Source organism: Delftia lacustris (assembly GCF_040267515.1).
Taxonomy (GTDB): domain Bacteria; phylum Pseudomonadota; class Gammaproteobacteria; order Burkholderiales; family Burkholderiaceae_C; genus Comamonas; species Comamonas tsuruhatensis.
On sequence record NZ_CP141274.1, the window covers coordinates 5575574 to 5601816 of the forward strand.

At 64.1% G+C, this 26243-nt stretch carries 26 protein-coding genes and 2 pseudogenes; 17 read left to right on the forward strand and 11 right to left on the reverse strand.

What is annotated here, in order from left to right; all coding sequences use genetic code 11:
* Positions 1 to 93: 93 nt before the first annotated feature.
* From U6958_RS26970 to U6958_RS26980, 3 genes are all read right to left on the reverse strand, one after another.
* The gene (locus tag U6958_RS26970) at positions 94 to 699 is read right to left on the reverse strand and encodes an ATP-dependent Clp protease proteolytic subunit (RefSeq protein ID WP_012203975.1); all 606 of its coding nucleotides are present in this window, start codon (positions 697 to 699) and stop codon (positions 94 to 96) included.
* A 90-nt stretch (positions 700 to 789) separates the two neighbouring features.
* Complete coding sequence (locus U6958_RS26975; protein WP_034391021.1) at positions 790 to 1146, reverse strand: SRPBCC domain-containing protein; 357 nt, start codon at positions 1144 to 1146, stop codon at positions 790 to 792.
* Entirely contained in the window at positions 1143 to 1457 is a 315-nt protein-coding gene (locus U6958_RS26980; protein ID WP_074924417.1) for a helix-turn-helix transcriptional regulator, read from the reverse strand. The genes U6958_RS26975 and U6958_RS26980 overlap by 4 nt, the downstream gene beginning before the upstream one ends.
* A 238-nt stretch (positions 1458 to 1695) precedes the next feature.
* Between U6958_RS26980 and U6958_RS26985 the strand changes: the two genes are divergently transcribed.
* On the forward strand, positions 1696 to 2280 hold the full coding sequence (locus tag U6958_RS26985) for a DUF4124 domain-containing protein (RefSeq protein ID WP_046240533.1): 585 nt from the start codon (positions 1696 to 1698) through the stop codon (positions 2278 to 2280).
* Positions 2281 to 2580 carry a hypothetical protein gene (locus U6958_RS26990; RefSeq protein WP_074924420.1) on the forward strand — a complete coding sequence of 100 codons (300 nt, stop codon included), beginning with the start codon at positions 2281 to 2283 and terminating at the stop codon, positions 2578 to 2580.
* Between the two features lie 205 nt (positions 2581 to 2785).
* Here the strand turns inward: U6958_RS26990 and U6958_RS26995 are convergent, their stop codons facing one another.
* Positions 2786 to 3172 (reverse strand): hypothetical protein, encoded by a 387-nt coding sequence (locus tag U6958_RS26995; RefSeq protein WP_074924421.1) that lies wholly within the window; start codon positions 3170 to 3172, stop codon positions 2786 to 2788.
* A 107-nt stretch (positions 3173 to 3279) separates the two neighbouring features.
* Between U6958_RS26995 and U6958_RS27000 the strand changes: the two genes are divergently transcribed.
* The 5 genes and pseudogenes from U6958_RS27000 (at position 3280) to U6958_RS27020 (ending at position 6336) form a co-directional block, all read left to right on the forward strand.
* The gene (locus U6958_RS27000; protein ID WP_208607097.1) at positions 3280 to 3567 is read left to right on the forward strand and encodes a hypothetical protein; all 288 of its coding nucleotides are present in this window, start codon (positions 3280 to 3282) and stop codon (positions 3565 to 3567) included.
* A gap of 54 nt (positions 3568 to 3621) precedes the next feature.
* Positions 3622 to 3876 (forward strand): annotated as a pseudogene (locus U6958_RS27005) (IS30 family transposase); the annotation flags it as partial.
* 52 nt (positions 3877 to 3928) lie between these two features.
* Positions 3929 to 5076 (forward strand): IS3 family transposase gene (locus U6958_RS27010; protein WP_089577556.1). Its coding sequence is split into 2 segments (ribosomal slippage): positions 3929 to 4190 and positions 4190 to 5076, totalling 1149 coding nucleotides; the frame shifts between segments, so codons are not numbered across the junction.
* 36 nt (positions 5077 to 5112) lie between these two features.
* Positions 5113 to 6024: pseudogene (locus tag U6958_RS27015) on the forward strand (IS30 family transposase); the annotation flags it as partial.
* Positions 6025 to 6078: 54 nt separating this feature from the next.
* A complete protein-coding gene (locus tag U6958_RS27020) occupies positions 6079 to 6336 on the forward strand; it encodes a hypothetical protein (RefSeq protein ID WP_143044709.1) in 258 nt (85 codons plus the stop codon).
* Positions 6337 to 6930: 594 nt separating this feature from the next.
* On the opposite strand, the gene U6958_RS27025 is transcribed toward U6958_RS27020, so the two are convergent.
* Positions 6931 to 7095 carry a hypothetical protein gene (locus U6958_RS27025; RefSeq protein WP_350337290.1) on the reverse strand — a complete coding sequence of 55 codons (165 nt, stop codon included), beginning with the start codon at positions 7093 to 7095 and terminating at the stop codon, positions 6931 to 6933.
* An 819-nt stretch (positions 7096 to 7914) separates the two neighbouring features.
* Here U6958_RS27025 and U6958_RS27030 point away from each other — a divergent pair.
* The gene (locus tag U6958_RS27030; RefSeq protein WP_143044711.1) at positions 7915 to 8250 is read left to right on the forward strand and encodes a hypothetical protein; all 336 of its coding nucleotides are present in this window, start codon (positions 7915 to 7917) and stop codon (positions 8248 to 8250) included.
* Between the two features lie 1045 nt (positions 8251 to 9295).
* Positions 9296 to 10696 carry an ATP-dependent RNA helicase DbpA gene (gene dbpA, locus U6958_RS27040; RefSeq protein ID WP_074924129.1) on the forward strand — a complete coding sequence of 467 codons (1401 nt, stop codon included), beginning with the start codon at positions 9296 to 9298 and terminating at the stop codon, positions 10694 to 10696.
* Positions 10697 to 10858: 162 nt separating this feature from the next.
* Here dbpA and U6958_RS27045 read toward each other — a convergent pair whose 3' ends face one another.
* Positions 10859 to 11806, reverse strand: coding sequence for a LysR family transcriptional regulator (locus U6958_RS27045; RefSeq protein WP_074924132.1), 948 nt, complete (start codon positions 11804 to 11806; stop codon positions 10859 to 10861).
* 66 nt (positions 11807 to 11872) lie between these two features.
* Between U6958_RS27045 and U6958_RS27050 the strand changes: the two genes are divergently transcribed.
* The 3 genes from U6958_RS27050 (at position 11873) to U6958_RS27060 (ending at position 13655) form a co-directional block, all read left to right on the forward strand.
* Positions 11873 to 12655 (forward strand): SDR family oxidoreductase, encoded by a 783-nt coding sequence (locus tag U6958_RS27050; RefSeq protein ID WP_016450326.1) that lies wholly within the window; start codon positions 11873 to 11875, stop codon positions 12653 to 12655.
* Between the two features lie 84 nt (positions 12656 to 12739).
* On the forward strand, positions 12740 to 13207 hold the full coding sequence (locus U6958_RS27055; RefSeq protein WP_074924135.1) for a MerR family DNA-binding transcriptional regulator: 468 nt from the start codon (positions 12740 to 12742) through the stop codon (positions 13205 to 13207).
* Positions 13200 to 13655 (forward strand): PaaI family thioesterase, encoded by a 456-nt coding sequence (locus U6958_RS27060; RefSeq protein WP_016450324.1) that lies wholly within the window; start codon positions 13200 to 13202, stop codon positions 13653 to 13655. Before U6958_RS27055 ends, U6958_RS27060 begins: the two co-directional genes overlap by 8 nt.
* 99 nt (positions 13656 to 13754) lie before the next feature.
* On the opposite strand, the gene U6958_RS27065 is transcribed toward U6958_RS27060, so the two are convergent.
* The 3 genes from U6958_RS27065 to U6958_RS27075 all read right to left on the reverse strand — a co-directional run bounded on the left by U6958_RS27065 (position 13755) and on the right by U6958_RS27075 (position 18947).
* On the reverse strand, positions 13755 to 14987 hold the full coding sequence (locus U6958_RS27065; RefSeq protein ID WP_350337292.1) for a multidrug transporter MatE: 1233 nt from the start codon (positions 14985 to 14987) through the stop codon (positions 13755 to 13757).
* A 504-nt stretch (positions 14988 to 15491) separates the two neighbouring features.
* Positions 15492 to 16607 (reverse strand): 3-deoxy-7-phosphoheptulonate synthase, encoded by a 1116-nt coding sequence (locus U6958_RS27070; protein WP_043825515.1) that lies wholly within the window; start codon positions 16605 to 16607, stop codon positions 15492 to 15494.
* Positions 16608 to 16679: 72 nt separating this feature from the next.
* Positions 16680 to 18947, reverse strand: coding sequence for a hypothetical protein (locus U6958_RS27075; RefSeq protein WP_074924140.1), 2268 nt, complete (start codon positions 18945 to 18947; stop codon positions 16680 to 16682).
* Positions 18948 to 19123: 176 nt separating this feature from the next.
* Here U6958_RS27075 and U6958_RS27080 point away from each other — a divergent pair, with 176 nt between their 5' ends.
* From U6958_RS27080 to U6958_RS27100, 5 genes are all read left to right on the forward strand, one after another.
* Positions 19124 to 19867 carry a GntR family transcriptional regulator gene (locus U6958_RS27080; RefSeq protein WP_016450321.1) on the forward strand — a complete coding sequence of 248 codons (744 nt, stop codon included), beginning with the start codon at positions 19124 to 19126 and terminating at the stop codon, positions 19865 to 19867.
* A complete protein-coding gene (locus U6958_RS27085) occupies positions 19864 to 20682 on the forward strand; it encodes a 3-hydroxybutyrate dehydrogenase (protein ID WP_017407177.1) in 819 nt (272 codons plus the stop codon). Before U6958_RS27080 ends, U6958_RS27085 begins: the two co-directional genes overlap by 4 nt.
* Positions 20683 to 20757: 75 nt before the next feature.
* Positions 20758 to 22074 carry a fumarylacetoacetase gene (fahA, locus tag U6958_RS27090; RefSeq protein ID WP_074924143.1) on the forward strand — a complete coding sequence of 439 codons (1317 nt, stop codon included), beginning with the start codon at positions 20758 to 20760 and terminating at the stop codon, positions 22072 to 22074.
* Between the two features lie 98 nt (positions 22075 to 22172).
* Positions 22173 to 23753 carry an SPOR domain-containing protein gene (locus U6958_RS27095; protein WP_074924145.1) on the forward strand — a complete coding sequence of 527 codons (1581 nt, stop codon included), beginning with the start codon at positions 22173 to 22175 and terminating at the stop codon, positions 23751 to 23753.
* Between the two features lie 175 nt (positions 23754 to 23928).
* Positions 23929 to 24282 carry an I78 family peptidase inhibitor gene (locus tag U6958_RS27100; protein ID WP_043792526.1) on the forward strand — a complete coding sequence of 118 codons (354 nt, stop codon included), beginning with the start codon at positions 23929 to 23931 and terminating at the stop codon, positions 24280 to 24282.
* 76 nt (positions 24283 to 24358) lie between these two features.
* On the opposite strand, the gene hemW is transcribed toward U6958_RS27100, so the two are convergent.
* Both hemW and rdgB read right to left on the reverse strand, forming a co-directional pair.
* The gene (hemW, locus tag U6958_RS27105; protein ID WP_046987791.1) at positions 24359 to 25603 is read right to left on the reverse strand and encodes a radical SAM family heme chaperone HemW; all 1245 of its coding nucleotides are present in this window, start codon (positions 25601 to 25603) and stop codon (positions 24359 to 24361) included.
* Complete coding sequence (gene rdgB / locus U6958_RS27110; protein WP_016450315.1) at positions 25600 to 26202, reverse strand: RdgB/HAM1 family non-canonical purine NTP pyrophosphatase; 603 nt, start codon at positions 26200 to 26202, stop codon at positions 25600 to 25602. Before rdgB ends, hemW begins: the two co-directional genes overlap by 4 nt.
* Positions 26203 to 26243 lie beyond the last annotated feature (41 nt).

The following is a 26243-nucleotide window of genomic DNA, read 5'->3' on the forward strand; positions in this document are numbered from 1 at the left end:
TCCTTCGGCAGGACTGCAACCCCGCAACCACCACGCCGCAGGCGCGGACATACGGGAGTGGGGAGAAAGGCAGCCGCTCGCTGGCGCGGCGGCTCAGGGGGTTGCCGTGCGCCGGTCCAGGACCTTGTCTATCAGGCCCCATTCGCGGGCTTCTTCTGCGGTCATGAAACGGTCGCGGTCCAGGTCGCGTTCCACCTCTTCGTAGCTGCGGCCGCAGTGCTGTGCGTACAGGCGTGTCACGCGGTCCTTGGTGCGCAGCATTTCCTCGGCATGGATGCGGATGTCCGAGGCCTGGCCCTGCACGCCGCCCAGCGGCTGGTGCACGTGCAGGCTGGCGTTGGGCAGGGCCATGCGGTGGCCGGGCTCGCCGGCCATGAGCAGGAAGGATCCCATGGAGCGCGCCGTGCCCATGCACAGCGTGTGCACGGGTGACTTGATGAATTGCATGGTGTCGTACATGGCCAGCCCGCTGGTGATCACCCCGCCCGGCGAGTTGATGTAGAGGTGAATGGGCTTGTCAGGGTTCTCCGCCTCCAGGAACAGCAGCTGCGCGCAGACCAGGGCAGAGACCGCATCGTTGACCTCGCCGTTGAGAAAGATCACGCGGTCGCGCAGCAGGCGCGAGTAGATGTCGAAGGACCGCTCTCCGCGCGCCGACTGTTCGACAACCATGGGGACGAGCATCATCGATTCGCGCATGGGCGAACTCCTGTGTGTGGTGGTGAAAAAAAGAAAGGGCTGCGGCCCTGCGCCGCACGCCCCGTTGCCGGGGCCCTCAGGTCGCGTGTATCAGGTCGCGTACATCAGGAAGCCGCCGTCATTGGCCGCTTCCCTGGCGGGCTGCACCCGCGCGTCGGTCAGCACATGGACGATGCGCAGCAGCGTGCCGCCATCGGCGCCGGGGCTGATCTGCAGGTCCACCGTGCTTTCCAGAAAGGGAGGCTCCGCCTCGCGCAGCCGCAGGCGCAGTTCCTGCTGCGGCACCTGCTGCAAAGGCTCGGCATGCTCGGTGCCCGGCAGCCACTGCGCGCGCAGCTCGGGAATGCTCAGCGCGCGCCAGACCTTCTCGGGCGGGGCGTCCAGCGCGTACTCCTGCACCAGCTCGCGGGCCGCATCGTCGGTGTCCATATTGCTCATCTTGTTCATTGGTCCATGTCCTTGAGCAGGCCCTTGAGTGCATCCACGCGCTGCGGCCAGTAGGCGCGGTACTTCGCCAGCCAGCCCGCAATCTGCGCCAACCCTTCGGGATCGACCTCGTAATGCATGAAGCGCCCCTGCCGCTGCTCGCTCACCAGCCCCGCATTGCGCAACATGGCCAGATGCTGGGACATGGCCGACTGACTGATGTCCATCCCCTCGCGCAGCGCGCTGGCATGCATGCTGCCAGCGGCCAGCTTCTCGAAGATGGAGCGGCGCGTAGGGTCGGCCAGGGCCTTGAAAATGTCGTTCTCGGGCATGGCGACACTTTAGCAACCACTTATTTCAAATGCAAGCGGCCCATGGCAAACGTCACCGACAAGGCCTGCTCAAGGAAATCTGGCTCGGCAGGTGAATTGGTGGGTTGAAGTGGCTGACGTATAACCGCTGCACGGGGCCGAAAAAGAGTCAGGAAACCCGTCATTTCCAGCCCCGCAGCGCATCGGCAATACCGAGGGCAAAGGCTCGCAGCAGCCAGTTCACTTCATTGGAGACTCAATGGCCCATGCATCCATTGGCGGCGGCAATCCTGCAATCCGCACTGCCCTCAAGCCAACCCGAAACAAGACCGCCCTGCTGAAAAGCCTGCTGTGGATGGGGGCAGCAGCCGGCCTGGCCCCCGATGCCCAAGCCGTCATGAAATGCCTTAGCGATGGAAAAACCTGGTACCAGGATGCCCCTTGCCCGCAAGGCACCACCGCCAAGCCCATGCAACTGGACCCGCCCCCTGCATCCTCCAGGCCTTTGCGGGATGCGATGCCGACCGAGCCCGCCACCAAGCCCGCGTCAGCCCCCGCACCACAGGCTGTATCGCCCTCCTCCATGCTGGAGGAAGAAGCGCGCATGTGTCTTGACTGGTACCAGAAAAAGGCCGGCCTGCCCCCGGGCGCCACGTACCTGAGCGCCACCAAGGATCGCCGGGTGGTGACCCTCGTGATTGCCGCCCCCGTTTCCATGACAAACCACACGGGAGCCAGAGTGCAGGGCACGACGCAGACGCCAGCTTCCTGCGAGATCAACGGCGGCAAGATCGATGACGGATGGACGCGCACTCATGCCAGGCGTGGCAACTGGATTCAATGAATGCAGCCCCGCAGCAAAACTTTGAAATTCAACCCAATGGACACGCGCATCCTGCTTTTGCATCTGGAGCACCCGCTGCAAGCCTATTCAGGCAGTGCATCGCCCGTTGAAATCGTCCTGGCCGGCCTGGGCTACGAAGCCTCCGACTACTGGCCGGGCCTGGCCATCGAATGGCTGGAGCAAGGTGCACCAGTGAACGCTGATGTGCTTCAAGCGCTGGCCCGGGTATCTGAAAACAAGCACATTTCCCAACGGATTCGGCATCGCAGCTTCGCCGTTCTGCGCCGACATAAGGCGTAGCTGCATAGGGAACGGTTGCCAACGCCAAGCCTCTAGCGTCGCCAAAAAAAGCCCAATCAGTACGAGCCTGCAGCGACGAGCATGGCTCTGTTCAAAACTCCGTCGCCACAGTGCACGAATTCATGGCTCCGGCGAACTGCAGCCTCCCAACGCACGCAGATTCCCTGCATGTGAAGCGCAGGCAACATGTTCGCGCACTCACCCATCACGACACCGCAGCAGACAAGCCCTCATCCGCAAACCGCTTGGCCGCCTTGAGCAGATAGCTCACGGCATAGAGGATGGGGTCATCGGCCTCATCCCCATTCAGATGGTCCACCACCTCGATGGCATAGCCCAGATTCACCGCCGTGTCGTGCAGCAGGCCCAGCAATTCCTTGTCCTGCGGCTCCAGCGACTGCGCCTGATCGGCCTTCACGTAGTAGATGCGCAGCAGATCGCGGCACACGCAATTGATGGCCGTGACCTTGTGGCGAGCGAGCAGGTCCAGCACATCCAGCGCGGCGCCCATGTGCAGGACGGCGTCAATGGCGAGGTCGTCGAGCCGAGGCGCGGCAGAAGCAGCCGTTGAAGGATCGGGATGATGAGGCATCCTGCGATGCTCGTTGAATCGGCGAGGGGCGTCTCTACGGAATTCGTAGAACGGAAGGCAAGGTGCGATGATTGTTTTCGGCTTGGATGCGACGATGGCGGCCACCCGTGGAAATTTCTCACCGGATTGCGCAAGTCCTCGGCGTGCCGACTGCCTACCTTGACTGCGAGGACGATGATCTTGCTGAAGTGATCCTGGCGTGGAGCAAGCTGGCTCGCTGCGGTCGGGCGCAGGAGAAAAAAGCTGTATTGGGGTTGGTGGCTGGGCGGCAGGGGCGAATCAACTGCAGCCCCGATGACGGCATGTTGGCAGGATTAAGCGGCGAGAGATCGCTGGCTGCGTATCGATATCTCGAAGGGAGGCTGTTCTTCTCAGACGACGGCAAGCCACTGTGAATTCAACCGGTCGATGCAACACAATGACTGCACCTGGCGCAAGGAGTGCTGGCCATGAAGCAACGACCTCGGATCTACTACACCGAAGCACAGAAGGCGATGATGTGGGATCGCTGGAGCAAGGGCGATACCCTGCACCAGATCGGCAAGCTGTTCGATCGGCCACATACCTCCATTCAGAACATCCTGGCCGCAACCGGCGGAATCCGCCCGCCAGCGCGCCATCGATCACGATTGGCACTGACTCTCGCTGAGCGCGAGGAGATCTCGCGGGCATTGGCTGCGGGCGAATCCATCCACTGGGCTGCTGCCGGTTTCGATGACACCTTGTTAAGGTGGCAGATGAAACCGGAGGTGGTTAATGGAGAGAAGAAGGACATTCAGTCGCGAGTTCAAACTCGAGGCGGTCAAACTGGTCGTTGAGCGTGGCGTGTCTGTGGCCCAGGCAGCCAAAGACTTGGACGTTCACGAGAACGTGCTGCGCAAGTGGGTGCGTGAGCTGAGGCAGGAGCCTCAGGAGGCGTTCCCTGGCAACGGCAAACAAAAGGCGCAGGATGCTGAGATAGCACGGCTGCACAAGGAAGTGGCCAAGCTCAAGATGGAGCGCGACATATTGAAAAAAGCCGCGGCCTACTTCGCGAAGGAGTCGATGTGAAGTTCGGCTTCGTGGCGAAACACCGAGGGGCCTGGCCGGTCAATCTGATGTGCGAGGCGCTCGGTGTCTCGCGAGGCGGCTTCTACGCCTGGCTCACACGACCCAGGAGCCGGCGTAGCCTCAGCGACGAGGTGCTGGGTGCGCAAGTGCATCAGAGCTTTGTACGCAGCGACCGCACCTACGGCGCACGCCGTGTGTGGCACGACGTGCTGGAGCAAGGCCAGACCTGTGGGCTGCATCGTATTGAGCGGCTCATGCGGGAGCAGGCGCTGCGTGCGAGACCGCGAAGGCGTGGACTACCCAAGGACCGTGGCGCGCGTGGTGCTGTGGCTGACAACGTGCTGGACCGTCAGTTCCAGGCAGATGGTCCGAACCAGAAATGGGTGGCCGACTTCACCTATATCTGGACGGCAGAAGGCTGGCTTTACGTAGCTGCGGTACTGGACCTGTACTCCCGTCGAATCGTGGGCTGGTCGATGCAGGAGAGCATGACCTCGCAGCTCGTGGTGGACGCGCTGATGATGGCTGTGTGGCGCCGGGGCAGGCCAGTGGCACTGCTGCACCACTCGGACCAGGGTAGCCAATACACAAGCGAGCACTTCCAGAGGCTGCTGGACGAACAGGGCATCACTTGCAGCATGAGTCGGGCTGGCGAGGTCTGGGACAACTCGGCCATGGAGAGCTTCTTCAGTTCTCTGAAGACCGAGCGCACGGCCCGTAAGGTGTACAGGACACGAGGCCAGGCCCGCTCAGATGTGTTCGATTACATCGAGTGCTTCTACAACCCGACGCGTCGGCATTCGACGCTCGGATATCTCAGTCCCGTACAGTTCGAGCAAGCTCAAGAAGCTTAGGTCGGTGTCAACGAGACCGGCAGCAGCCCACACTGCGTTGCCGCGCGCTTGGGGCGAGCTGCATCCACTGTCAGCCGTGAGCTTCACCGCAACGGTGGCAAGAGTTGCTACAGGGCTGCGCGCGCCGATGAAGCAGCCTGGGAGCGTGCGCACCGCCCCAAGCCTTGCAAGCTGGCGAGCAATCCAGCCCTGGCGCAGATCGTGGCTGGCAAACTGCAGCATCGATGGTCGCCTGAGCAGATCGCCGGTTGGCTCAAACGGACCTACCCAGAGCAAAGGAGCATGCAGGTGTCCCACGAAGCCATCTATCGCACGCTCTTTGTCCAGACGCGGGGCGCTTTGAAGAAGGAGCTTCTGGAGCATTTGCGGCGCACCAGAGGCATGCGTCGTTCACGGCACTACACGCAAAAGACCAGTATCCATGGCCGAATCGTCGGTGCCGTCCCCATCAGCGAACGTCCGGCCTGTATAGAAGATCGGGCCGTGCCAGGGCATTGGGAAGGAGACTTGCTGTTCGGCGATGCTCATAGCCAGATCGCGACCTTGGTGGAGCGACACACGCGCTATGTGATGCTGGTCAAGCTGGTGGACAAAGACTCGTACACCGTGGCTGCGGCCCTAGCCAGACATGCCAGGAGCCTGCCGCATGAGCTCTACCGCTCCTTGACCTGGGATCGCGGCTCGGAAATGGCGGGGCACAAGCGCTTCACGTTGGCGACCGACATCCAGGTCTACTTCTGCGACCCGCACCATCCATGGCAACGGGGCACCAACGAGAACACGAACGGGTTACTCAGGCAGTACCTTCCCAAAGGCCTGGATCTGTCGGGCTACTCACAGGAGAGCTTGGATGCGATTGCAAGGCAGTTGAACCAGCGTCCCAGGAAGACGCTGGGGTTCAGAACACCTGCTGAAATGTTTGATGAGTGTGTTGCGTTGACCGGTTGAATCCACCACCAGAAGCAGCCGGTCAGCCTTCAGCCCGAGTATCCTAAGACCCATATGTTCGAAGTGACGTCAGATATTCTTGCCACCGCCCGCTCGGAGCTAACAGCAGGTCGGCCTTCAGTGGCATTGCGAGCTATTGCACGGCGCTTTCAGCTCGAACGCACTGATGTTGCATGGGTTGCGGCAGACATATTTCAGAACATTGCAATACCCGAAGTCCAAGCCCTTTGGCACTGGGATATGGCAGGATACGGCAAGGGTCATACAGACGAAGAAATTGACAGTCTGCTCGGCCACCTTGTCGTTAAGTAAAAATAGGCGCGCTTGCAAAGTACAGTATGCGACTAAAACCTGATCTTCACCACCATCTCCCGGCATCATGAATAAAGATCTCCTCTTTTTTGCACTCGTTGCTGTAGTGTTCTTAGGGGTTTTCGTCTGGGACCGTTGGAATTACCGGAAAGCAAGGAAGATCATCTCCTCCTGGAATTGCTTTCGTTGCGGCGCAAACTTGGGTCCTATGCAATCCGTTTTTATTTGTGTAGCTGGAGGTCCCGGTTCGGCCACTTCAGCACGTGTATGCCAAAAATGCGCAAAGCGTGATTCGCGCATCTGGTGGGCAGGCATAGCACTTGTCAGCATCCTCCTTGTAGCGACCGGTGTCTTCTTGGCATGTTCAGGGGGCCATTGAGTGCGCTTCCGGTATTGTGCTGAAGCGATCGCAGAATCGGTGTGTTCCTGCTCTTTCCTTCTGGCCGGTCGAGTTCGGCCAAAACCGGCAGCTCACCATCCCCGTACAAAAGAGCCAAAGGCGGACGATTGCTGGCCATGAAGCAGCAGCAATTGGCTGCTAAGCAAATTGCATCCAGAGATCCGGAAACCGAATTGACACGAGCCTTCAGGAATTCATCGAGCCACCACATCCAGGCGCGGCACCACCTCATCGTCATCGCCGGACAGCAGCTCAAAGGCCTTGAAGACCGCGCGCTCGACGCGCTTGACCAGGTCTTCGTCGCTGAAGATCCCGGGGTACGTCTTGCGCAGCCTGCTGCTGACCTTCATGTTGGTCACCAAGCCTCCATAAGGGCGGACATCTTTTATTCAGAGGCATCCGTTTAGCACAAACGTCAAACATCCGAACGTCAATCTCGATTATGCTGCCGTCTAAATCCAGTTAATCCTATGAGCCTCGACACATCCATTCCTTGCTTTCCAGAGCTAGACGACTGGCCGTTCGCCCCAACCCATCCAGTGCGAGTCGCTGCTCATGGCCGATATCGAGATTCTGGTCCTCAAGGGAGCACTTACTATGTTGATCTCAAAGATTTCGATGATAGATGCATCCCTTTTTTCTTCGAGCGCTTTCTCGGTCGTCTCTGCTACGGATCATCATATGAAACCGGGGAAGATGCGGCCTTCCTTCGACGCGGGAGGCGTATCGAGCAAGAAGCGATCCTCCTTATCGAAGATCTAGCCACAAAATCCCCGCAGTACGAGGAATTATTGGAGAAGATAAGGCATGCAAAAGTGTGGACCGCTGGAATTTAAGTAATCATTCAATCCCACACCGCTTCGTGGCTTAACTCATGTATTAGTTGCTCATCTGCAACGGGTTGCCAGAGAAGGTTTTGCGGCGCCCTGCCGGTAACGTCGCGGCGCAGGCCAGCACGCAGGTACGGCGCTTGAGGCGGTTCTGTCAGGGATCTATAGCGTGTCATGAGCTTTGGTTCGCCGCCACTGGTAGGCGAGTAGAGTTCGGCGGTGCCCTCAAGCCCTATCCAACCGACGTCAGTGATGAAGAGTGGAGCTTTTCTGCGTCGTACCCCGCCCTGATGGATCGGCACGCGTTTCCCGAGCCAATCCATCCTTAATTCATTTGAGGAATACAAAATGTGGTCTCCAGCCAGTATCGACCAATTGCAGGAATATCGGATTGCGTTGTGCCAAGCGCCTGACGGCGCTCGTACACATGCGCTGCAACTCGCGACAGAAGCGCAGACACCGGAGCACACTGTTTTTATGACTAAAGTCGTTCCTACGGAACTACTTTTGAGAGGTAATTTGCGAGCAATCTCAAAGGCTGTCACCTTAACCAACGGTCAACGATATTGGGTAGACCCGCATGGGGTTTGGCTCACCTTGGAAGAACTTGATGCACTCGAAAGCGATGACGACTCCGAAGTTCCCTGGATCAATGGATTGCCTGCTCTTTTTGCGCCGAAATAGGAGAATATCATCCATCAACCATCTAATAGATGATTATCCTCAATGACATGTTATTGCACGTTATTTATTCGCTCCGATGACCGCTCGGAACTTACTTCCGAAGTATTTCTGCAATCTTCACTGGAGAATTTCGATTTTACAGATGAAGAATCTCCAGAGCGACGCCAGACACGAAAACGACTAGACGCAGCTGGAATCCGAAGGCGACCCGATCTGCCTAGGTATGGATGGGTTTTAGAAACGAACGGTAAGGTTCACAGTACAAGCATAGAGGATCATATTAAATCCTTGCTAAGCTGCCTGAATAATGAAAGACGCCTTGGCGATTTGAAATCAATGGGCTATAAATATTATTTCTCAGTCTTCTGGGGCGGAAATGGGACGGGAGGCGGTCCATTTATCACAAGCGAAACTTCGGCCCTACTCGCCGAGCATGAAGCCGAAATAGAGATTTGCTTCTATTATGAAGATGCGTCGTAGTTTAACGAAGGCGGCTTCGTCGCCAGGCTCATCGGCACGCACGATCGGAAGGTCTGGAAAGAGCTGACCTGTCATGGTTAAGCAATGGGATTGGCCGCTTTCGTCTTCTCGGCTGGCGGCTGCAGCCCGTCGGGCAGCCGGCAGATGCCCTGACGTTGCTACGTGGCCTCCTGGCGGGCCAGGTCGGAGCCTTATCGAAAGACGAATCGGGTGACGCCCCGCAGGCGCTGCTTGACATCGCCGTGAGAGGCGCACAGGACAAACGTCAGTTGCCCCGCTTATTTCTCCACCACCACGGCCGAACTGGAGTGTCCGCCCCTGAAAGAACACCAACGGGCTGCTGCTCCGAAACCTGCCCAAGGGCACTGATCCGAGCGTGCGCAGCCAGGACGCCGCCGACGCCAACGCCAGCAGCCCCACGACAGACCTCTTGCCATCCATGCCGTCAACACCCCGCTGGCCGTCTTCTCGCACATGCCGGCAATGGCCCAGCAAGCCCCTGTTCTTTCTCAGTGACCAGCGTGCCGCGCCCCGGCCCTGAGAGCGCCAAAACTAAAATGCCGCCATGACTGCACCCTCGGCTTCCCCCCATTCCTTCGACAAACTTGCGCTTTCGCCTGCGACGCTCGCCAATCTTGAGCGGCTCGGCTACCTTGAAATGACGGCGATTCAGCTCGCCAGCCTGCCCCCTGCGCTTGAAGGCAAGGATGTGATCGCCCAGGCGAAGACCGGCAGCGGCAAGACCGCAGCCTTTGCCCTGGCGCTGCTGGCCAAGCTGGATACGCGCAATTTCTCGGTGCAAGGCCTGGTGCTCTGCCCCACCCGCGAGCTGGCCGATCAGGTGACGACCGAGATTCGCCGCCTGGCGCGTGCGGAAGACAACGTCAAGGTGGTGACCCTGTCCGGCGGCGTTCCGCTGCGCGGCCAGAACGCGAGCCTTGAGAACGGCGCGCACGTGGTCGTGGGCACGCCCGGCCGTGTGATCGATCACCTGGACCGGGGCAATCTGAACCTTGATTCGCTGAACACCTTGGTGCTTGACGAAGCAGATCGCATGCTCGACATGGGTTTCGTCGATGACATCGCCAAGGTCGCCAAGCAGTGCCCCCCGCAGCGCCAGACCTTGCTGTTCTCCGCAACCTACCCTGAAGGCATCGCCAAGCTGGCCGCGCGCTTCATGCGTGACCCGGTCACGGTCAAGGTCGCCGCGCAGCACAGCGGCGAGCAGATCGAGCAGCGCTGGTACGAGGTGGACAAGGAAGAGCGGCTGCCTGCGGTGGCTCGCCTGCTGGAGCATTTCCGGCCCGAGAGCACGCTGGCCTTCTGCAATACCAAGGCGCGCTGCCGGGCCCTTGCCGAGCTGCTGCAGGCCCAGGGCTACAGCGCGCTGGAGCTGCACGGCGATCTGGAGCAGCGTGACCGTGACCAGGTGCTGGTGCGCTTCGTGAACGGCAGTTGCTCCGTGCTGGTCGCCACCGATGTGGCGGCTCGCGGGCTGGATGTGACCAACCTGGGCGCCGTCATCAACGTGGACATCACGCCCGACCCTGAAGTGCACGTGCACCGCATCGGCCGCACAGGCCGCGCCGGCCAGAAAGGCCTGGCCCTGAGTCTTGCGACGATGGACGAAATGGGCGCGGTCGGAAACATCGAGCAGATGCAGGGCAGCCCATCCGTCTGGTATCCGCTGGACGAGCTGACGCCGACTCCCGGCGGCCGGCTCCTGCCATCCAAGGCCACCATCCACATCAATGCCAGCCGCAAGGACAAGATCCGCCCGGGCGATGTGCTGGGCGCGCTCACCGCAGACCTGGGCTACACCCGCGAGCAAGTGGGCAAGATCGACATCAACGAGTTCGCAACCTATGTGGCCGTGGACCGCAAGATTGCGCATGACGTGGTTGCCCGGCTCAATAGCGGAAAGATCAAGGGGCGAACGGTGAAGGCGCGCTTGCTCAAGGATTGAGCGGTTGCAGGCGCCGAGGCACGAACGACCACAACGGGTCGTTTCGCGCCAGCCACTGCCCATTCTTGTTTCGTTGGGATCAACGCCCAACGATGCTCCTGGCTGCTCACCGGGTCCGTCGGCCGCGCCCTCGCCTTGAAAGGGCAGGAAAGACCGGGCCTGTCATGACTGCGCGGCAGGGTTGGCCGCTTCGGCTTTTTCTGCGGGCGGCTGCAGCCCTTCGGCCAGCGCCACGCCCAGCGCGTCGATCACTGCCCGCACGCCCGGCACGTTGCGGCGGTCGCGGTGATAGGCCAGGTACACCGGGCAGGACGGCAGTGGCGCATCCACCTCCAGCCGTGCCAGGCCGGGCACGGCATGGGCCATGGCGTCGGGCAGCAGGCAGATGCCCTGGCCTTGCTCCGTGGCCTCCTGGCGGGCCAGGTCGGAGGCGGCTCGAAAGACGAACCGGGTGGCGCCCCGGCTGGCCAGCCACAGGTTGGAGGCGTCCTGCCGGCCGGTGGCCAGGTCCTGTCCCACGAAGTCGTGGCTGGCGAAGTCCTGCACGCGCAGGCGGCGACCCGGCAGGCGCTGCTCGACATAGCCGTGCGAGGCGTACAGGCCAAACGTCAGTTGCCCCGCCCATTTCTCCACCACCACGGCCGAGCTGGAGCGCCCGACCCGGAGCGCGACGTCCACTTCGCGCCGCCCGACATCCGTGAAGCGCGACTCCACGGCCACTTCGATATGCAGCCCGGGGTGCGCGCTTCTCAACTGCGAGAGCACGGCGGTCACCGGCTTCACGAAGCCTTCGCCCATGCTGACGCGGATGGTGCCGGTCAGCGCATGGGCCTTCTCAGCGGGCCGGTCGTCGCGCTTGATGCCGCCCAGTCCCAGCTCGAATTGCTCGGCCAGCTCCACCAGTTCCATCGCATCGGGCTCGACCGTCGTCCCTGCGCTGCTGCGGTGTACCAGGGCGCGGCCCAGGGATTGCTCCAGCGCCTCGATGCGCCGCGCGACGGTGGAGGTGGACAGGCCCAGGGCAGCGCCTGCGGCCAGCAGGCTTTGGTGGCGGTGAAGCGCCAGGAGCACGCGCAGGTCATCCCAGGTGGTGGGCGGTTGGTTTTTCATGAATGCAAATCAGCTTACCAGCGCTGCCCATTCCCAGGCGGGCCCCCCGTCGCAATACTCGAGTGCATGAAAACCCCTTTTGATTTCTCCCAGAAAACCGTCCTGGTGACCGGCGCCTCCATGGGCATCGGTGAAGTATTCGCCAGGGAGCTTGCCCGCCGTGGCGCCAAAGTCGTGCTGATCGCGCGCAGCCGCGACAGGCTCGAGAAGCTCGCCCGCGAATTGCCCGGCGCCGAATTCCTGGTGGAGGACCTGGCCGCACCCGGGGCGGCCCGGCGGGTCTTCGAGGCCGTCAGCGCCAGGGGCCTGCTGCCGGACCTGCTGGTGAACAACGCCGGCTTCGGCACCCACGGCAGGTTTGATGAACTGGCGCTGGACATACAGCGGGAGGCCATCGACCTGAATGTGGGCGCCCTGGTGGAATTGACGCACCTGTGCCTCCCCGCACTGGAGCAGCGCCAGGGCGGCGTCATCAACATCGCCTCCACGGCAGCGTTTCAGCCGGTCCCGTACATGGCGGTCTACGCCGCGACCAAGGCCTTTGTCCTTTCGTTCAGCGAAGCGCTCTGGGCCGAGTACCGGCCGCGCGGCGTGCGCGTGCTGGCGTTGTGCCCGGGCGCTACCGACACGGCGTTCTTCGCCCGCGCCGGCGAGGCCGCATCCTTCGGGAAAAAAGCATCCAGCGAAGACGTGGTTCGCCTGGGGCTGAAAGCCTTCGACGACAACCGCGCATCGGTGGTGCACGGCTGCGCCAACTACCTGACGGCCCTGGGCGGGCGCATTGTCACTCGCGAGTTCATGGCCCGGTTCACGGCGCGCGTGATGAGGCCTGCCGCGCAGCCGGCTTGAAGACGACTGGCAAGAGACAGCGATAGAAAAAAACCTGTCCCCTTCCCAACCCTAGCCCAGCACGAGCCTTGCTAGCCTTGGCACATGCTGATCTCCGAACTCGCCCGGCTCACGGGCGTCTCCATCCACGCGCTGCGGCACTACGAGCGCGCGGGCCTGCTCAAGCCCCGGCGCCTGCCCAATGGCTACCGCGACTATCCGCGCTCGGCCCGGCGCGAGGTGGTGTTCATCGCCATGTCCCGCGCGCTGGGGTTCGGGCTGCCGCGCATTGCGGAGAACCTGCGCGCCTGGCGTGCGGGGCGCATAGGCCCCGGTGACCTGGCCGATGCCGTGCAGCAGCGCGTGCAGGAGATAGACGAACAGATCGCCGCGCTGCAGGCCCAGCGCGCCCAGGCCCTGGACCATGTGCAGTGGCTGCGCGCCCGCCAGGCCGAGCGGGATCTGGCGCAGACGGCACCGGCCCCATCCAACGCACCCGACAAACCCGCCGCGCCCTGGCCGCGCGTGCGCCGTGCCGCTTCACCCACCACGAAGGAGACAAGCCATGACTGAGCCGACCACCCACCCCACCCCATCCACCCAGGCGCTGCAGAACGCCGTGCTGGCCATGCCCATGGCGCGCACCCTGGGCCTGCGCTTCGTGCGTGCCGAGCCCGGAGCCACCGAGCTGGAGATGCCCATTGCCGATGCCCTGTGCTTTCAGCCGGGCCAGTTGCAGGCCACGGCGGTCTTTGCGCTGGGCGACTTTGCGGCGGTGTCGGCCGCAGGTTCACTGCTGCCTGCCGGCTGGGCCAATGCCACGGTGGACGGCAGCGTGAAGCTCTTCGCCCCCGCACGCGGCACCCACCTGCGGGCGCGCGGCCGCGTGGTGGATGCCGGCCGCGTGCTCAGCATCTGCGCAGCCGACCTGTTCGCGGTGGCCGAGGATGGTCATGAAACGCATTGCGCGACCTGGCTGGGCACGGCGCGCAATCTGGAGCCCAGGCCCGTGCGGGCCTGAGGGCGCCCCCGCCGCCTCCCCACCCCGTATGTCAGCGCCTGCGTCGTGGCGGTTGCGGGGTTGCCGAAGGACAGATCACCTCGCCTAGGGCCACCACTGCTACAGGCTCTGCTTCAAGCCAATCTTCTCTTCGGATAGGGAATCTCGCCTGTTGCGGATAAGCAGGACCAACAGCGCACCGGACAGGAGAGAAGAAAATGAGAAAACATAATTGATCATGGAATAACTGGAGCCATGAAACCACAATGACATCGGGGCAAAAAACACCAATGCGTAAACAACCCAAAAAATGATTCTTGACGACCAATAAAGACCTAGCCCACCAGAAATTGCTGCCGCATAGAAAAACCCCACATCCGTAATTCCTTTGCACACCAAGGAAAGGAACCCCTCCCCGACAATTTGATAACCATTGGCCATCGATATTTCATAGAACAGCATGAATACAAACAATGCAACAGCCGGAATAATGGCACAATAAATCATCAATGAAGAAGAATCTTTGATGAACTGAAATTGCACTGCCCATCTTCCACGATTTTTTGATATCTCCATCGCCAGAAGAGCACAGACTCCCATGGCAGGCAGTTCTGCCAAAAGCAATATGACAGAAGCTTGGGATTGAATTGCAGAATACATTGCACCCAGCCCTGCAACAGACATTGACAATATATAGAGCAGATATTTTCCAAAGAAAGAATTGGCATAACCAGGAATCAAAACGGAAAATATTCTTCTGCCAGGCAATCCACGAAAATTGAATGAAAATCTGAATTGACAGTATTTCCGCATCAAAGCATATGCGGCAATGGAAAAAATGATGTCACTGAACAGATAGGCAAGAGCGACCGAGTCATCACTCATCCACTCATTCCTCCCAAGCAGCACCAGCACAACAATCACACAGGCTGCATGGAAAAAAACCTGCCACATTCTGAATTTTGCAACGATGGCAGTATGTGATCTTGACTCAAGAACGCAGCTACATACATTGATGATTCCGAAGAATGGAATACACAGAATTATCAATCTTGCCTGCGATACGGCCCCATTTAATAGTTCCTCTGGCAAACCGGATATCAGGGTTTTCGAGATAACAGGAAGCCAATACACCAGAATAAAACAAAACCCGGTGTATAGGAGGACAAGCCAAAGCAGCAAACTGATGAGTGAGTCTGACTGCTCCTTATCTTTGCTGGCAGCCATTTCCGAAAAGAAGATGGCGCCAATACTCGCCGGCAATACAAAGAAAAGTGAAGCAAAGGAAAGAGCTATGCTGAATTGGGCAACAAGAGCAGGGCTATGGAAACTAATGGCAAAAATGGTGACCATGGAGGCAAGCGGCGGGGCGGAGCGCCTAACTACGAGGTCAAATACCCGCTTTGCATCACCAGGCCTCATACCTATCCCTCCTCCGCAGAATCAAAACCCATGATATATGACCCGAATTCTTTGAAATGAAGATCCTGGGTTACGTTGAAGCCGCCATTCATTATTCATTGCCCGCCATCCCTGTCACTGCGGAATATGGACAAACATATCGGCGCAATCCTTGAGATACACTGGATGTAACAATAGAAAATCTCTTGAGCCGATATAAAAATCAATCATTCAATGCGAAAATGCATGACGCAATCGGACTGGTCTGAAAAGCGTGATGCGGGCATGCGCTGCCCCAGCATCTGAATGAGATCTCGCAGTCTGCCGACCCTGTCTTTACATCGGCGACCTGTATGCACGCCACTGCGCTGTAGCGGTTGCAGCATTGCAGTCCTGCCGAAGGACAGGACTGCCCCATTGCCTGACGCGGGCCCAAAACAGACCCGGCCAGTCAACTCACCCCCGCAGCTTCGCCCGCCGCGCCTTCACCGCCGCAGCCAGCTGCTCCAGCACAGGCACAGTCTGCTCCAGGCTGATGCAGGCATCGGTCACGGACACGCCATGCGCCAGCGGCTGGCCGTCCACGATGTCCTGCCGCCCTTCCTGCAGGTGGCTTTCGATCATCAGCCCCGTGATGCGGGCATCGCCACCGGCGATCTGCTGGGCCACGTCGGCCGCCACGTCGATCTGGCGGCGGTGCTGCTTGCTGCTGTTGGCGTGGGAGACATCGATCATGACCTGCGGGCGCAGGCCCGCACCTTCCAGCAGGGCGCAGGCGGCCTGCACATGCTCGGCGCCGTAGTTGGGCTGCTTGCCGCCGCGCAGGATGACGTGGCAGTCGCCATTGCCGCGGGTCTCGAAGATGGCGGACTGGCCCATCTTGGTCATGCCCATGAAGGCGTGGGGCGCGCTGGCCGCCTGGATGGCATCGCTGGCCACCTTGACGCCGCCGTCCGTGCCGTTCTTGAAGCCCACGGGGCAGGACAGGCCGCTGGCCAGCTGGCGGTGGCTCTGGCTTTCCGTGGTGCGCGCGCCGATGGCGCCCCAGCTGACCAGGTCGCTGATGAATTGCGGCGACAGCAGGTCCAGGAATTCCGTGCCCACGGGCAGGCCCAGGGCCAGCACGTCCAGCAGCAGGGCGCGGGCCATTTCCAGGCCTTCGTTGATGGCGAAGCTGCCGTCCAGGTGCGGGTCGTTGATGTAGCCCTTCCAGCCCACGGTGGTGCGGGGCTTCTCGAAGTAGACGCGCATGACCACGAGCAGCTCGCCGGCCAGGGCGTCGGCCTGGGCCTTGAGCTGGCGCGCATAGTCCATGGCCTGGTCGTGGTCGTGGATGGAGCAGGGTCCGACGACGACGATGAGCCGGTCGTCCCGGCCCTGCAGCACGTCCGAGATGGCGGCGCGGCTGGTTTCCACCAGTTGCTGCGCGGCTTCGGGCGCGGGCAGCCATTCCTGCAGCAGGGCCGGGGTGATCAGGGGGCGCACGGCCTTGATGCGCAGGTCGTCGATGCGGGTGGTGTCGTGCGTGCTCAGGGGCACGGCACTGCGTTGTACGTGGGTGGGGGTGGTCATGGCGCTATTGTCGCGCCTTGAGGTTTCCCGACCGGGGCGGGGCAAGTGGCTTGCTCGCCCCTTGGCATCGACTTACTGAGCCGCCGCTGCAGGTGCCGGTGCCGGTGCTGGGGCCGCTGCCGCTGCTGGCGCAGGCGCAGGTGCGGACTCTGGCGCAGCCGGCACAGCGGCCGGTGCCGCGCCATACTGCCAGCCGGCGGGCAGCAGGCCATCGACCCAGTGCAGGCGCCAGGCCATCAGTGCCAGCAAGGCCACCACGGCCAGCGCCACCAGGGTGTTGCGCAGGCCGTTGCCTTCCGCATAGGGGTCGCCCGCCGTGCGCCGTGCGCCCACCGGCACCTTGGCGGTCTGCGACAGGCTGCGGCCCAGCGGCAGGTTGATGCGCATGCGGCCGTTGATGGCCCAGCCGCTGGCGTCCAGGATGGGACCCAGGCTGCGCTGGCGCAGCTTGAGCCAGGCAATCATCATGCTGGGCCCGGAGATGGCGGCAATGAGGCCGACCAGGGCCACGGGAATCCAGGGCCCCAGGTCGATGAACTTGCCGAAGATGCCCACCAGCACGGCGCTGATGGAGCCCAGGGCCACGCCCAGGGCGGCCACGGTGCCCACATCGGTCTTGCGCGGGGCGGCGGCCGCCGTGGCTGTGGCGGCGCTGGCCGCTGCGGTGCCGGGCGCCGTGACCAGCTGGCCGGCCTGCGTGCCCAGGCTGGCGGTCACGCCCTCCTCCTTGGCCGAGGCGCGCTTGGCCACCTGTTCCTCCACCATGCGCAGGAATTTCTTGTAGGGCAGGAAGAAGGCCTGGCCGATGCTGGTGGGGTTCTCGATGAGCTTGACGATGGTGGCGTCCCAGTCGTTGCCTGCGCGGTCATAGAACACGCCGTTGCGGCCCACGAAGAGAAAGTCCACATCGCCCGCCGTGAAGGCCGCGACGATGGCTTTCTTCTTGCCCTCGCGCCGGAGCTCGCAGTAGGCCAGGCAGGTCTTGGCGCGGCCGGCCAGCGCGGCATGGGCAGCCGTGTCGCTCACTTCCACGGTCAGGTCGCAGCTGCGGGCATCCAGGTAGAGCGTGCCGGCCTGGAAGGCCGCGCCCTCGCGCCGGTAAAAGAGGCTGAACGAGACGAAGTTGTTGAGCAGCGCCAGCAGGTCGCGCTGCAGGCGGATGAGCTTTTCCAGCGCCACGGCCTGCAGGCTGTGTTCCTTCTCGGACTCGTCCTGGGCGATGAGGTCCAGCAGCGCGGCTTCCTGGCCGCCGTCCAGCAGCGCCTGCACCTCCTGTTGAGACAGGGCATCGAGCGGCGTGGCGGGCCGGGCCGCCAGCCATTGGCGGCAGGGCTGCAGGGCGGCCTTGACCTGCTCCCACTGCGCGGCGGTGATCTCCTGCAGGTCTTCGCCCAGCACGGGCTGCACGGCCTGCTCGCGCAGGGCCTGCAGCGCGCCGGCCCATGCGGGGTTGACCCCCTGCGTCAGCGGCAGCGCGCGATCGGCCGCCACGGCGGCCAGCGGCAGCGCGGCAATGGCCTGGGCGCCGCTGTCCAGCACTTCGCGGCCCAGGGCGGCATAGCCCTCCACGGAGGGGTTGAGCGGGTCCTGCGCACGCGTGTCGAAGGCGGCCAGGCGTGTGCGTGCGAAGAAGTCGTCCACCTTGGCCTGCACCGCGTCCACGGCGCGGGCGGCGGCCAGGGCCTGGTCGCGCTCGGCAATGCCGCAGCCCAGGGCCTCGGCGCCCGCATGCCAGTCGCGCAGTGCGCGCAGGTCCGCATAGAAGGCCTCTGCCTGCTGGCGCGCGATGCCGGCCACGCCGTCGGCGCCGGCAGCGGTGCCGTAGGCCTTGCCAATGCGTTCGATCAGCTCGGCCAGTGCCTTGTCGCCCTCGGCCGTGGCGGGGCTGACGATGCCGTCGCCATTGAAGCGCATGGCCGCCAGGGAGGCCAGGCGCTCGCGCACCTGGGCCAGACTCAGCGCGGCGCCGCCGGCCTGACCGGACAGGGCCAGCATGCGCTCGGCCTCGGCATGCAGCAAGGCGCCCTGCTCGCTGTCGCGCTCCAGGCTGGACAGTTGCAGCACGTCGCCGCCATCGGCCAGCACCTGGGGGTCACGCACGCGCGCCACGGCCCATTGGCAGGCGGCGATCAGTTCGGGCGGGCGGATGCGGCCGTCCTTGTCTTCGTCGATCAGGTCCAGCGTGTCGCTGTCGAACTCGATGCCGCGCGTGGGGCAGGCCAGGGCCACCCACAGCTTCTGGTCCAGCTCGCCGATGTGCGCAATGTCCTGCCCGGTGCGGATGACCACCTGGTCCACTCCACCGGCGCGAAAAAACTCCCAAGCATGTTGCTGCTGCATGAAATACCCAACGGCCGCTCTGGCCAACGTTCGAAAAACGGAAAAAGGGCCGCAGTTTAAAAGTCATTCGGCCTGTCCAATTGAAGACATTTGTCAACGACGGGCGTCAGTGCAGGCTGTCAGGGCTATTGCTTTGTGCAAAAATAAAAGCACTGAATAGATACTTTATTGCCTTCATGCCCTCCAACTCCACCGCGTCGGCCCCTCAACAAGGCCGGGACAAGCTGCACCTGCAGCTGGCGCGGCTGTTCCGCAGCAAGGTGTCCACGGGCGCCTGGCCCGTAGGCAGCGCCATTCCCACGGTGCAGGAGCTGCAGGCGCTGCATGGCGTGTCGCGCACCACGGTGCGCATGGCGCTGGGCGCCCTGGTGGCAGAGGGCCTGCTGCTCACGCGCAAGCGCGGCGGCACGCGGGTGATTGCGGCGCCCTACAAGCCGCCGTCCTTTCTGCTGCCCACCAGCTGGAAGGAGCTGGTGGCCTTTGGCGCCCACATCGGCCAGATCACCCTGCACACCGGGCGCGACTGCCTGCCGCCGATTCCCGAAGGCTTCCCCGACGTGGGCCGCATGGCCCCCGCCTACGTGCACCTGCTGCGCGTGTACGACCATGACGCGGCGCGGTTCTGCCTGTCGCAGCTGTACCTGGAGCAGGAACTGTTCCCCGAGATCGAGGCCCAGCTGCAGCGCAGCTCCCTGGCCGTGGCCCTGAGCAGCGACCCCTCGCGCATTGCCGTGGCGCGCCAGCACCTGAGCGTGGCGCCGGCCGACGAACTGGCCGCCGAGCACCTGGGCGTGGCCCTGGGCACGCCGCTGATGCAGGCGCTGCGCTGGGCCTGCAATGCCGACGGGCTGCTGATCTACTGGGCGCGGGTGCGCTTTCTCAGCGAGTACGTGCATATGGAAATGGATCTCCTGAAATGAACCCCACCCCCTCCACCCCGGCCAGCCGTCCGCATGCGGGCCGCGTGGCCTGGATCACCGGCTCGACCAGCGGCATCGGCCTGGCCGTGGCGCGCCATCTGGCCAGCGAGGGCGCGGCCATCGCGCTGCATGGCCAGGCCGCCGCTTCTGCCGAGACCGATGCGCTGGTGCGCGAGATCGCCCAAACGCATGGCGTGCCGGTGCGCCACTACGGGCTGGACCTGCGCGACGGCAGCGCCATCGCTCCGCTGGCGCAGCGCATTGCGGCCGAGATGGGCGCCATCGACATCCTGGTCAACAACGCAGGCATGCAGCATGTGAGCCCGCTGCTCGAATTCCCGGCCGGCAAGTGGGACGAGCTGCTGGCCGTCAACCTGTCGGCGCCCTTCCACGCCATCCAGGCCTGCGCGCCGCAGATGCTGGAGCGCGGCTGGGGCCGCATCATCAATATCGCCTCGGTCAGCGGGCTGGTGGGCGTGGCGCGCAAGCCGGCCTATGTGGCCAGCAAGCACGGGCTGATCGGCCTGACCAAGTCGGTGGCGCTGGAGTTCGCCACCACGCCCGTGACCTGCAACGCCATCTGCCCCGGCTGGGTGCTGACGCCGCTGGTGCAACGGCAGATCGATGCGCTGGCCGCGCGCGAGGGGCTGGATGCCGACGCGGCGGCCCGCCAGCTGCTGGGCGCCAAGCAGCCCTCCCAGGCCTTCGTGACCGTGGAGCAGGTGGCGGCGCTGGCCGGTTTCCTGGCCAGCGAGCAGGCCGCCCAGGTGCGCGGCGCACATTGGAACATGGACGGCGGCTTTGCCGCCGCCTGAGCCGGCCACGCCTCGCCCTGCCCCGCCAAACCCCTTTTCATACCAACGACAGACAAACCCAACCAGGAGAGACAGATGTCCTTGAACGAAACCCATGACGCAGGCCTGCGCAGCTGGGTGGCCTCGGCCAACACCGGCGCCAGCGACTTCCCCATCCAGAACCTGCCCTACGCGGTGTTCCGCCGCGCAGGCAGCCAGGAGGCCTGGCGCGGCGGCGTGGCCATCGGCGACCAGGTGCTGGACCTGGCGCGCGCCAGCGCCCTCAAGGCGCTGGGCGATGCCGTGCAGCCGCAGCTGGAGGCCGCTTCGCAACAGCACCTGAACGGCTTCATGGCCATGGGACCTGCCGCCTGGTCGGCCCTGCGCCTGGCGCTGTCGCGCGCGCTGCGCGAAGGTGCTGCCGCGCAGGACGCCCTCAAGGATTGCCTGGTACCCCAGGCCGAGGTGGAGTACGCCGTGCCGGCCCAGGTCGGCGACTACACGGACTTCTATACCTCGGTACACCACGCCACCAACGTCGGCAAGCTGTTCCGCCCGGACAACCCGCTGATGGAGAACTACAAGTGGGTGCCGATCGGCTACCACGGCCGTGCGTCCAGCCTGCGTGTGTCGGGCGTGGACTTCCGCCGCCCCATGGGCCAGCTGAAGGCGCCCGACGCCGCCGCGCCCGCACTCAAGCCCTGCGCACGCCTGGACTATGAGCTGGAGATGGGCATCTACACCGGCGCCGGCAACGCCTGGGGCGAGGCGATTTCCATGGACGAGGCCGAACACCACATCTTCGGCCTGTGCCTGCTCAACGACTGGTCGGCGCGTGACATCCAGGCCTGGGAATACCAGCCGCTGGGCCCCTTCCTGTCGAAGAACTTCGCCACCACGGTCTCGCCCTGGATCGTGACGCTGGAGGCGCTGGAGCCCTATCGCACGGCGTTCACGCGGCCCGTCGCAGATCCCCAGCCCCTGCCCTACCTGAGCTCGGCCGCCAACTCCGAGCGCGGCGCGTTCGACGTGCAGTTGAGCGTGGCGCTGGAGACCGGCCGCATGCGCGCCGAAGGCCAGGCCGCCCAGCAGATCACCCACACCAGCTACCGCCACGCCTACTGGACCATGGCCCAGCTGGTGGCCCACCACAGCGTCAACGGCTGCGACCTGCAGCCCGGTGACCTGCTGGGCACGGGCACGCTGTCCGGCCCCACCTCCAGCGAGGCCGGCGCTCTGCTGGAGCTGACCGAAGGCGGCAAGAAGCCCGTGGCGCTGGCCAATGGCGAGAGCCGCACCTTCCTGCAGGATGGCGATGCCGTGATCCTGCGCGGCTGGTGCGAGAAGCCGGGTGCCGCGCGCATCGGCTTCGGCGAGTGCCGCGCCACGGTGCTGCCCGCGCGCCAGGGCTGACAGCAGCCTCCAATCGATCGGGCGCGATGGAGTCGCCCGATCGATAGCCACGAATGTCGTGATTCCGACAGCCACGAGTGCATGACACAATTGCTGACATGCCCGCCCCATCGGAAGAAGCCCTCTCAGCACCTCCCGCCACCATCGACTTCGGAAGGCAGGCGGCCCCTGCACGGCAGGAGCCCGCCTTTGCCGAGCCCGGCAGTGCCAGCAGGCCCGACACGGCCGACTCTCCCAAGAGCCCCAGCAAACTGCCGCCCTCGATAGCCAGCGCCTTCGCCGCCGCAGCCTACGCGCTGCAGCACGGCGATGACGGCACTGCCCCCAACGAGCGGGCAGGCGCCGGCGCACATTCCGGCGCCACCAGCTTCACGGGCGGACAGGGCACCGGCCTGATGCCGGGCCTGTACGCCAGCCTGATTGGCGAGCCCTCACGCGACTACTACCTGCGCCTGTTCGAGCGCTTCGACGCACTGGGCAAGCCCCTGCCCACCTGGAACCTGGCCGCAGGCCTGTTCACCCTGCCCTGGTGCGGGCTGCGCGGGCTGTGGCAAGAGGGCGGCCTCTACGCGCTGGCCGCTGGCGGCACGGGCCTGGTCTGGGGCCTGCTGCTGCGCCCCGCGCTGGGCCTGCCCCCGGCCATTGCCCACGGCATCGATGCCACGCTGGTGCTGATGGCGATTGCCATTCCCGGCCTGGGCGCCAATGCCCTGTACTGGCACCATGTGCGCCGCCTCACACTGCAAGCCATTGGCGAGGCTCCCAACATGGCTGCAGCGCACGAACGCCTGGCCCGCCGCGCGGCCACGCCCTTGCGCAAGCGCCTGGCCGTGGCGGCCGGTGCGGTGCTTGCCGCCGCTGCGGGTGCCGGCATCTGGGCGCTGTCGGGCACGCCACATTTCATGGCGGCACAGACCGAGGTGATTCCGTCCGAAGCCGTACCGGCCGCTGCACCAGTTTCGCCAGCTGCACCAGCCGTGGCGCCAACGCCCGCCGCAGTCGTAGCTGCCGTTGAAACGCCAAGGACGGAACTGGCGCCAACACCCGCCCCCACTCCCGCACCCACGCCCCAGCCGCAAGAGCCAGTCGCCCAGGCCGAGGCGCGCCCTGATCCGCAAGCGCCCTTGCCCGCTGCCGGCAGCACCGTCTCCGGCACGGTCGAACCCATGCCCGTAGTAGCAGCGGCCGGCGCTGCGGGTACCGTCGCTGCCACTGCAGCGGCAGCCATTCCCGTCAAGGCCGCGTTGGTGCCAGCCAAAGCACCTGCGCCTGCGCCAGCGTCCGTGCACGCAGCCACTCCAGCGCCCGCCAAGCCCTCCAAGGTGGCGGCTGAAACCAAACCAGCCAAGCCTGCCAAGCCTGCCGAACCCGTCGCAAAGGCCCCGGCACCTGCCAAGCCTGCCTCGGCGGCTCTGGAGCCGGGCAACTACTACATCAACATCGGCGTGTTCTCTGAAGCCGCCAATGCCGGGCGCGTGGTGGAGCGGCTGGAGAAAGCCAAGCTGCCCACGCTCAGCCAGACCCTGCACAGCAACAAGGGCGAGATCGTGCGCGTGCGCTCGGGCCCCTTTGCCAAGCAGCGCAGCGCCGATCAGGCGGCGGCCAGGATACGCGCCATGGGCCTGGAGGCCACGGTCTTCCACCACGCCCCCGCGGAAGGCCGCAGCGCGCGGCGGTGATGCCCTGGCAGCACCTTGGCAATGCCTTCGTGATGCCTTTGCTGCCGCCTGTTACTTCCGCATGCCAATGGCACCGCCCGAGCCCGGCTAAGGTATGCGGCGTTGTCCGAGGCGATGCGCCAGCGCCCGCCCTGATACTGCGCAGCACACACCCCCTGAATTGAGGAGACAGACCATGCCGACGATCACCACCCCAGCCCTGCACCGCCGCCTTGCCGCCCTGGCCCTGCTGGGCGCCACCACCCTGGTTGCGGGTTGCGCCGGCATGGGCAATCCTTTTGGCGGCAGCAGCGGCGGCGCGGCGCAAACGGCCCCGCGCCCCGTGCAGGTCTGCAATGCGGCATCGGCCCAGTCCTTCGTGGGCAAGAGCAATACCTCGGCCACGCTGGAGGCCGCCCGCAAGCAGTCGGGCGCCTACATGGCCCGCGTGCTGCGCGAAGGCCAGCCAACGACGATGGAGTTCAACCAGGAACGCCTGAACCTGGTGGTCGACGGCACAGGCCGCATCGTGGCCGTGCGCTGCGGCTGATCGCCGACCGATTGCGCGGTGGCGCTGGATGAAGAAAGGACGCCGAGGCGTCCTTTTTCAATCGTCGTCGGCCCGCTCACTCGGCCAGGAACAGCTCCTGCAGGTCGCTGAGGAAGTCAAAGCCCCGCTCCGTGGGCACCACCCGGCCCAGGTCGCGCGTGATCAGGCCCTTGGCCTGAGCGGCGTCCAGTCCCTTGGCGATGGACGACAGCGGCAGGCCCGTGCGCTCCATGAAGTCCTGCAGCGCAAAGCCTTCGCGCAGGCGCAGCGCGTTGAGCATGTACTCGAAGGGCAGGTCGGCGCGGCGCACCTCGCCGTCCTGCGCCAGTGGCGCGCCGGCCAGGGCCTGGTCCATGTAGCGAGCGGGATCGCGAAAGCGCACCTGGCGCACGATGCGGTGCGCAAAGCTGAGCTTGCTGTGCGCGCCCGCGCCAATGCCCAGGTAGTCGCCGAACTGCCAGTAGTTGCGGTTGTGCCAGCACTGGTGGCCCTCACGCGCATAGGCTGATATCTCGTAGCGCTGCATGCCTGCGGCGGCGGTGCGCGCGGTGATGCGGTCCAGCATGTCGTAGGCCAGGTCGTCCTCGGGAATGGCCGGCGGGAACTTGGCGAAATACGTATTGGGTTCGATGGTCAGGTGATAGACCGACAGGTGCGGCGGCGCGAAGGACAGGGCCACGTCCAGGTCACGCGCCAGGTCCAGCTCGGTCTGGCCGGGCAGCGCGTACATCAGATCGATGTTGAAGGTCTCGAAGCTGTCGGCCGCCTCGCGCACGGCCGCACGCGCCTGGGCGCCGTCGTGCACGCGGCCCACGGCCTGCAGGAAGCGGTCGTCGAAGCTCTGCACGCCAATGGACAGCCGCGTGACGCCGGCCGCGCGAAAGGCGCGGAAGCGGTCGGTCTCGAAGGTGCCGGGGTTGGCCTCCATGGTGATCTCGCAATCGGCCTCCATGCGCAGGCGCGCGCGGATGGCAGCCAGCAGCCGGTCGATGGCCTCGGGCGAGAACAGGCTGGGCGTGCCGCCGCCGATGAAGATGCTGTGCACGGTGCGGCCCCAGATCAGCGGCAGCGCGCTCTCCAGGTCGGCGACCAGGGCGTCGACGTAGCGGTCTTCGGGCAGCTCGGGGCCGTCGCGGCCGTGCTCGTGCGAGTTGAAGTCGCAGTACGGGCACTTGCGAATGCACCAGGGCAGGTGCACGTACAGCGACAGCGGCGGCAGGCTGCCCAGCTGCAGCGTGCCGGGGCGCATGTAGTGCTGGATGTCGCGCTGCACGGCGGCCTGGGCGCCGGCGGCCGCATCCTGGGGCTGGATGGGAATCATCGCACCCAGCGCTCGCGCACGAGTTCGATCATCTGCAGCGTGGCGCGGCCGCGGTGGCTGTGCGCGTGCTTCACGGCCGGGTCCATCTCGGCGAAGGTCTGGCCCAGCTCGGGGATGTACATCACGGGGTCGAAGCCGAAGCCCTGCGTGCCACGGCGCTCGGTGGTGATCTCGCCGAGCACGCGGCCCATGGCGATCAGCGGTTCGGGATCCTTTGCGCTGCGAACGCCCACCAGGGTGCTGACCATGGCGGCGCGGCGGTCGGCCACGCCCTGCATCTGCTCCAGCAGGGCGCGCACGTTGTTGTCATCGCTTTTCTCGTAGCCGAACTGCGTGCAGTAGTAGGCCGTGTCCACGCCCGGCAGGCCGCCGAAGTGCGAGACGCACATGCCGGCGTCGTCGGCAATGGCGGGCAGGCCGGTGCGCTCGGCTGCAAAACGGGCCTTGGCCAGCGCGTTCTCCACAAAGGTGCAATGCGGCTCGGGCGCCTCGCCCTCGAACAGGTCGCCCTGGCGGATCAGCTCCACCCCCAGCGGGGCGAACATGGCTTGCAGCTCGGCGAGCTTGCCGCGGTTGTTGGAGGCCAACACAATCTTCATCGTAGAAATCCATTCGGGCGCCCGTGCGCCCTTTGTCGTCA

Bases quoted from the DNA above. Each gene is read 5' to 3' on its own strand.
- U6958_RS26970 (WP_012203975.1), bottom strand. From the start codon at position 699: ATGCGCGAATCGATGATGCTCGTCCCCATGGTTGTCGAACAGTCGGCG.
- U6958_RS26975 (WP_034391021.1), bottom strand. From the start codon at position 1,146: ATGAACAAGATGAGCAATATGGACACCGACGATGCGGCCCGCGAGCTG.
- U6958_RS26980 (WP_074924417.1), bottom strand. From the start codon at position 1,457: ATGCCCGAGAACGACATTTTCAAGGCCCTGGCCGACCCTACGCGCCGC.
- U6958_RS26985 (WP_046240533.1), top strand. From the start codon at position 1,696: ATGGCCCATGCATCCATTGGCGGCGGCAATCCTGCAATCCGCACTGCC.
- U6958_RS26990 (WP_074924420.1), top strand. From the start codon at position 2,281: ATGCAGCCCCGCAGCAAAACTTTGAAATTCAACCCAATGGACACGCGC.
- U6958_RS26995 (WP_074924421.1), bottom strand. From the start codon at position 3,172: ATGCCTCATCATCCCGATCCTTCAACGGCTGCTTCTGCCGCGCCTCGG.
- U6958_RS27020 (WP_143044709.1), top strand. From the start codon at position 6,079: ATGTTCGAAGTGACGTCAGATATTCTTGCCACCGCCCGCTCGGAGCTA.
- U6958_RS27030 (WP_143044711.1), top strand. From the start codon at position 7,915: ATGTGGTCTCCAGCCAGTATCGACCAATTGCAGGAATATCGGATTGCG.
- dbpA (WP_074924129.1), top strand. From the start codon at position 9,296: ATGACTGCACCCTCGGCTTCCCCCCATTCCTTCGACAAACTTGCGCTT.
- U6958_RS27045 (WP_074924132.1), bottom strand. From the start codon at position 11,806: ATGAAAAACCAACCGCCCACCACCTGGGATGACCTGCGCGTGCTCCTG.
- U6958_RS27050 (WP_016450326.1), top strand. From the start codon at position 11,873: ATGAAAACCCCTTTTGATTTCTCCCAGAAAACCGTCCTGGTGACCGGC.
- U6958_RS27055 (WP_074924135.1), top strand. From the start codon at position 12,740: ATGCTGATCTCCGAACTCGCCCGGCTCACGGGCGTCTCCATCCACGCG.
- U6958_RS27060 (WP_016450324.1), top strand. From the start codon at position 13,200: ATGACTGAGCCGACCACCCACCCCACCCCATCCACCCAGGCGCTGCAG.
- U6958_RS27065 (WP_350337292.1), bottom strand. From the start codon at position 14,987: ATGGTCACCATTTTTGCCATTAGTTTCCATAGCCCTGCTCTTGTTGCC.
- U6958_RS27070 (WP_043825515.1), bottom strand. From the start codon at position 16,607: ATGACCACCCCCACCCACGTACAACGCAGTGCCGTGCCCCTGAGCACG.
- U6958_RS27075 (WP_074924140.1), bottom strand. From the start codon at position 18,947: ATGCAGCAGCAACATGCTTGGGAGTTTTTTCGCGCCGGTGGAGTGGAC.
- U6958_RS27080 (WP_016450321.1), top strand. From the start codon at position 19,124: ATGCCCTCCAACTCCACCGCGTCGGCCCCTCAACAAGGCCGGGACAAG.
- U6958_RS27085 (WP_017407177.1), top strand. From the start codon at position 19,864: ATGAACCCCACCCCCTCCACCCCGGCCAGCCGTCCGCATGCGGGCCGC.
- fahA (WP_074924143.1), top strand. From the start codon at position 20,758: ATGTCCTTGAACGAAACCCATGACGCAGGCCTGCGCAGCTGGGTGGCC.
- U6958_RS27095 (WP_074924145.1), top strand. From the start codon at position 22,173: ATGCCCGCCCCATCGGAAGAAGCCCTCTCAGCACCTCCCGCCACCATC.
- U6958_RS27100 (WP_043792526.1), top strand. From the start codon at position 23,929: ATGCCGACGATCACCACCCCAGCCCTGCACCGCCGCCTTGCCGCCCTG.
- hemW (WP_046987791.1), bottom strand. From the start codon at position 25,603: ATGATTCCCATCCAGCCCCAGGATGCGGCCGCCGGCGCCCAGGCCGCC.
- rdgB (WP_016450315.1), bottom strand. From the start codon at position 26,202: ATGAAGATTGTGTTGGCCTCCAACAACCGCGGCAAGCTCGCCGAGCTG.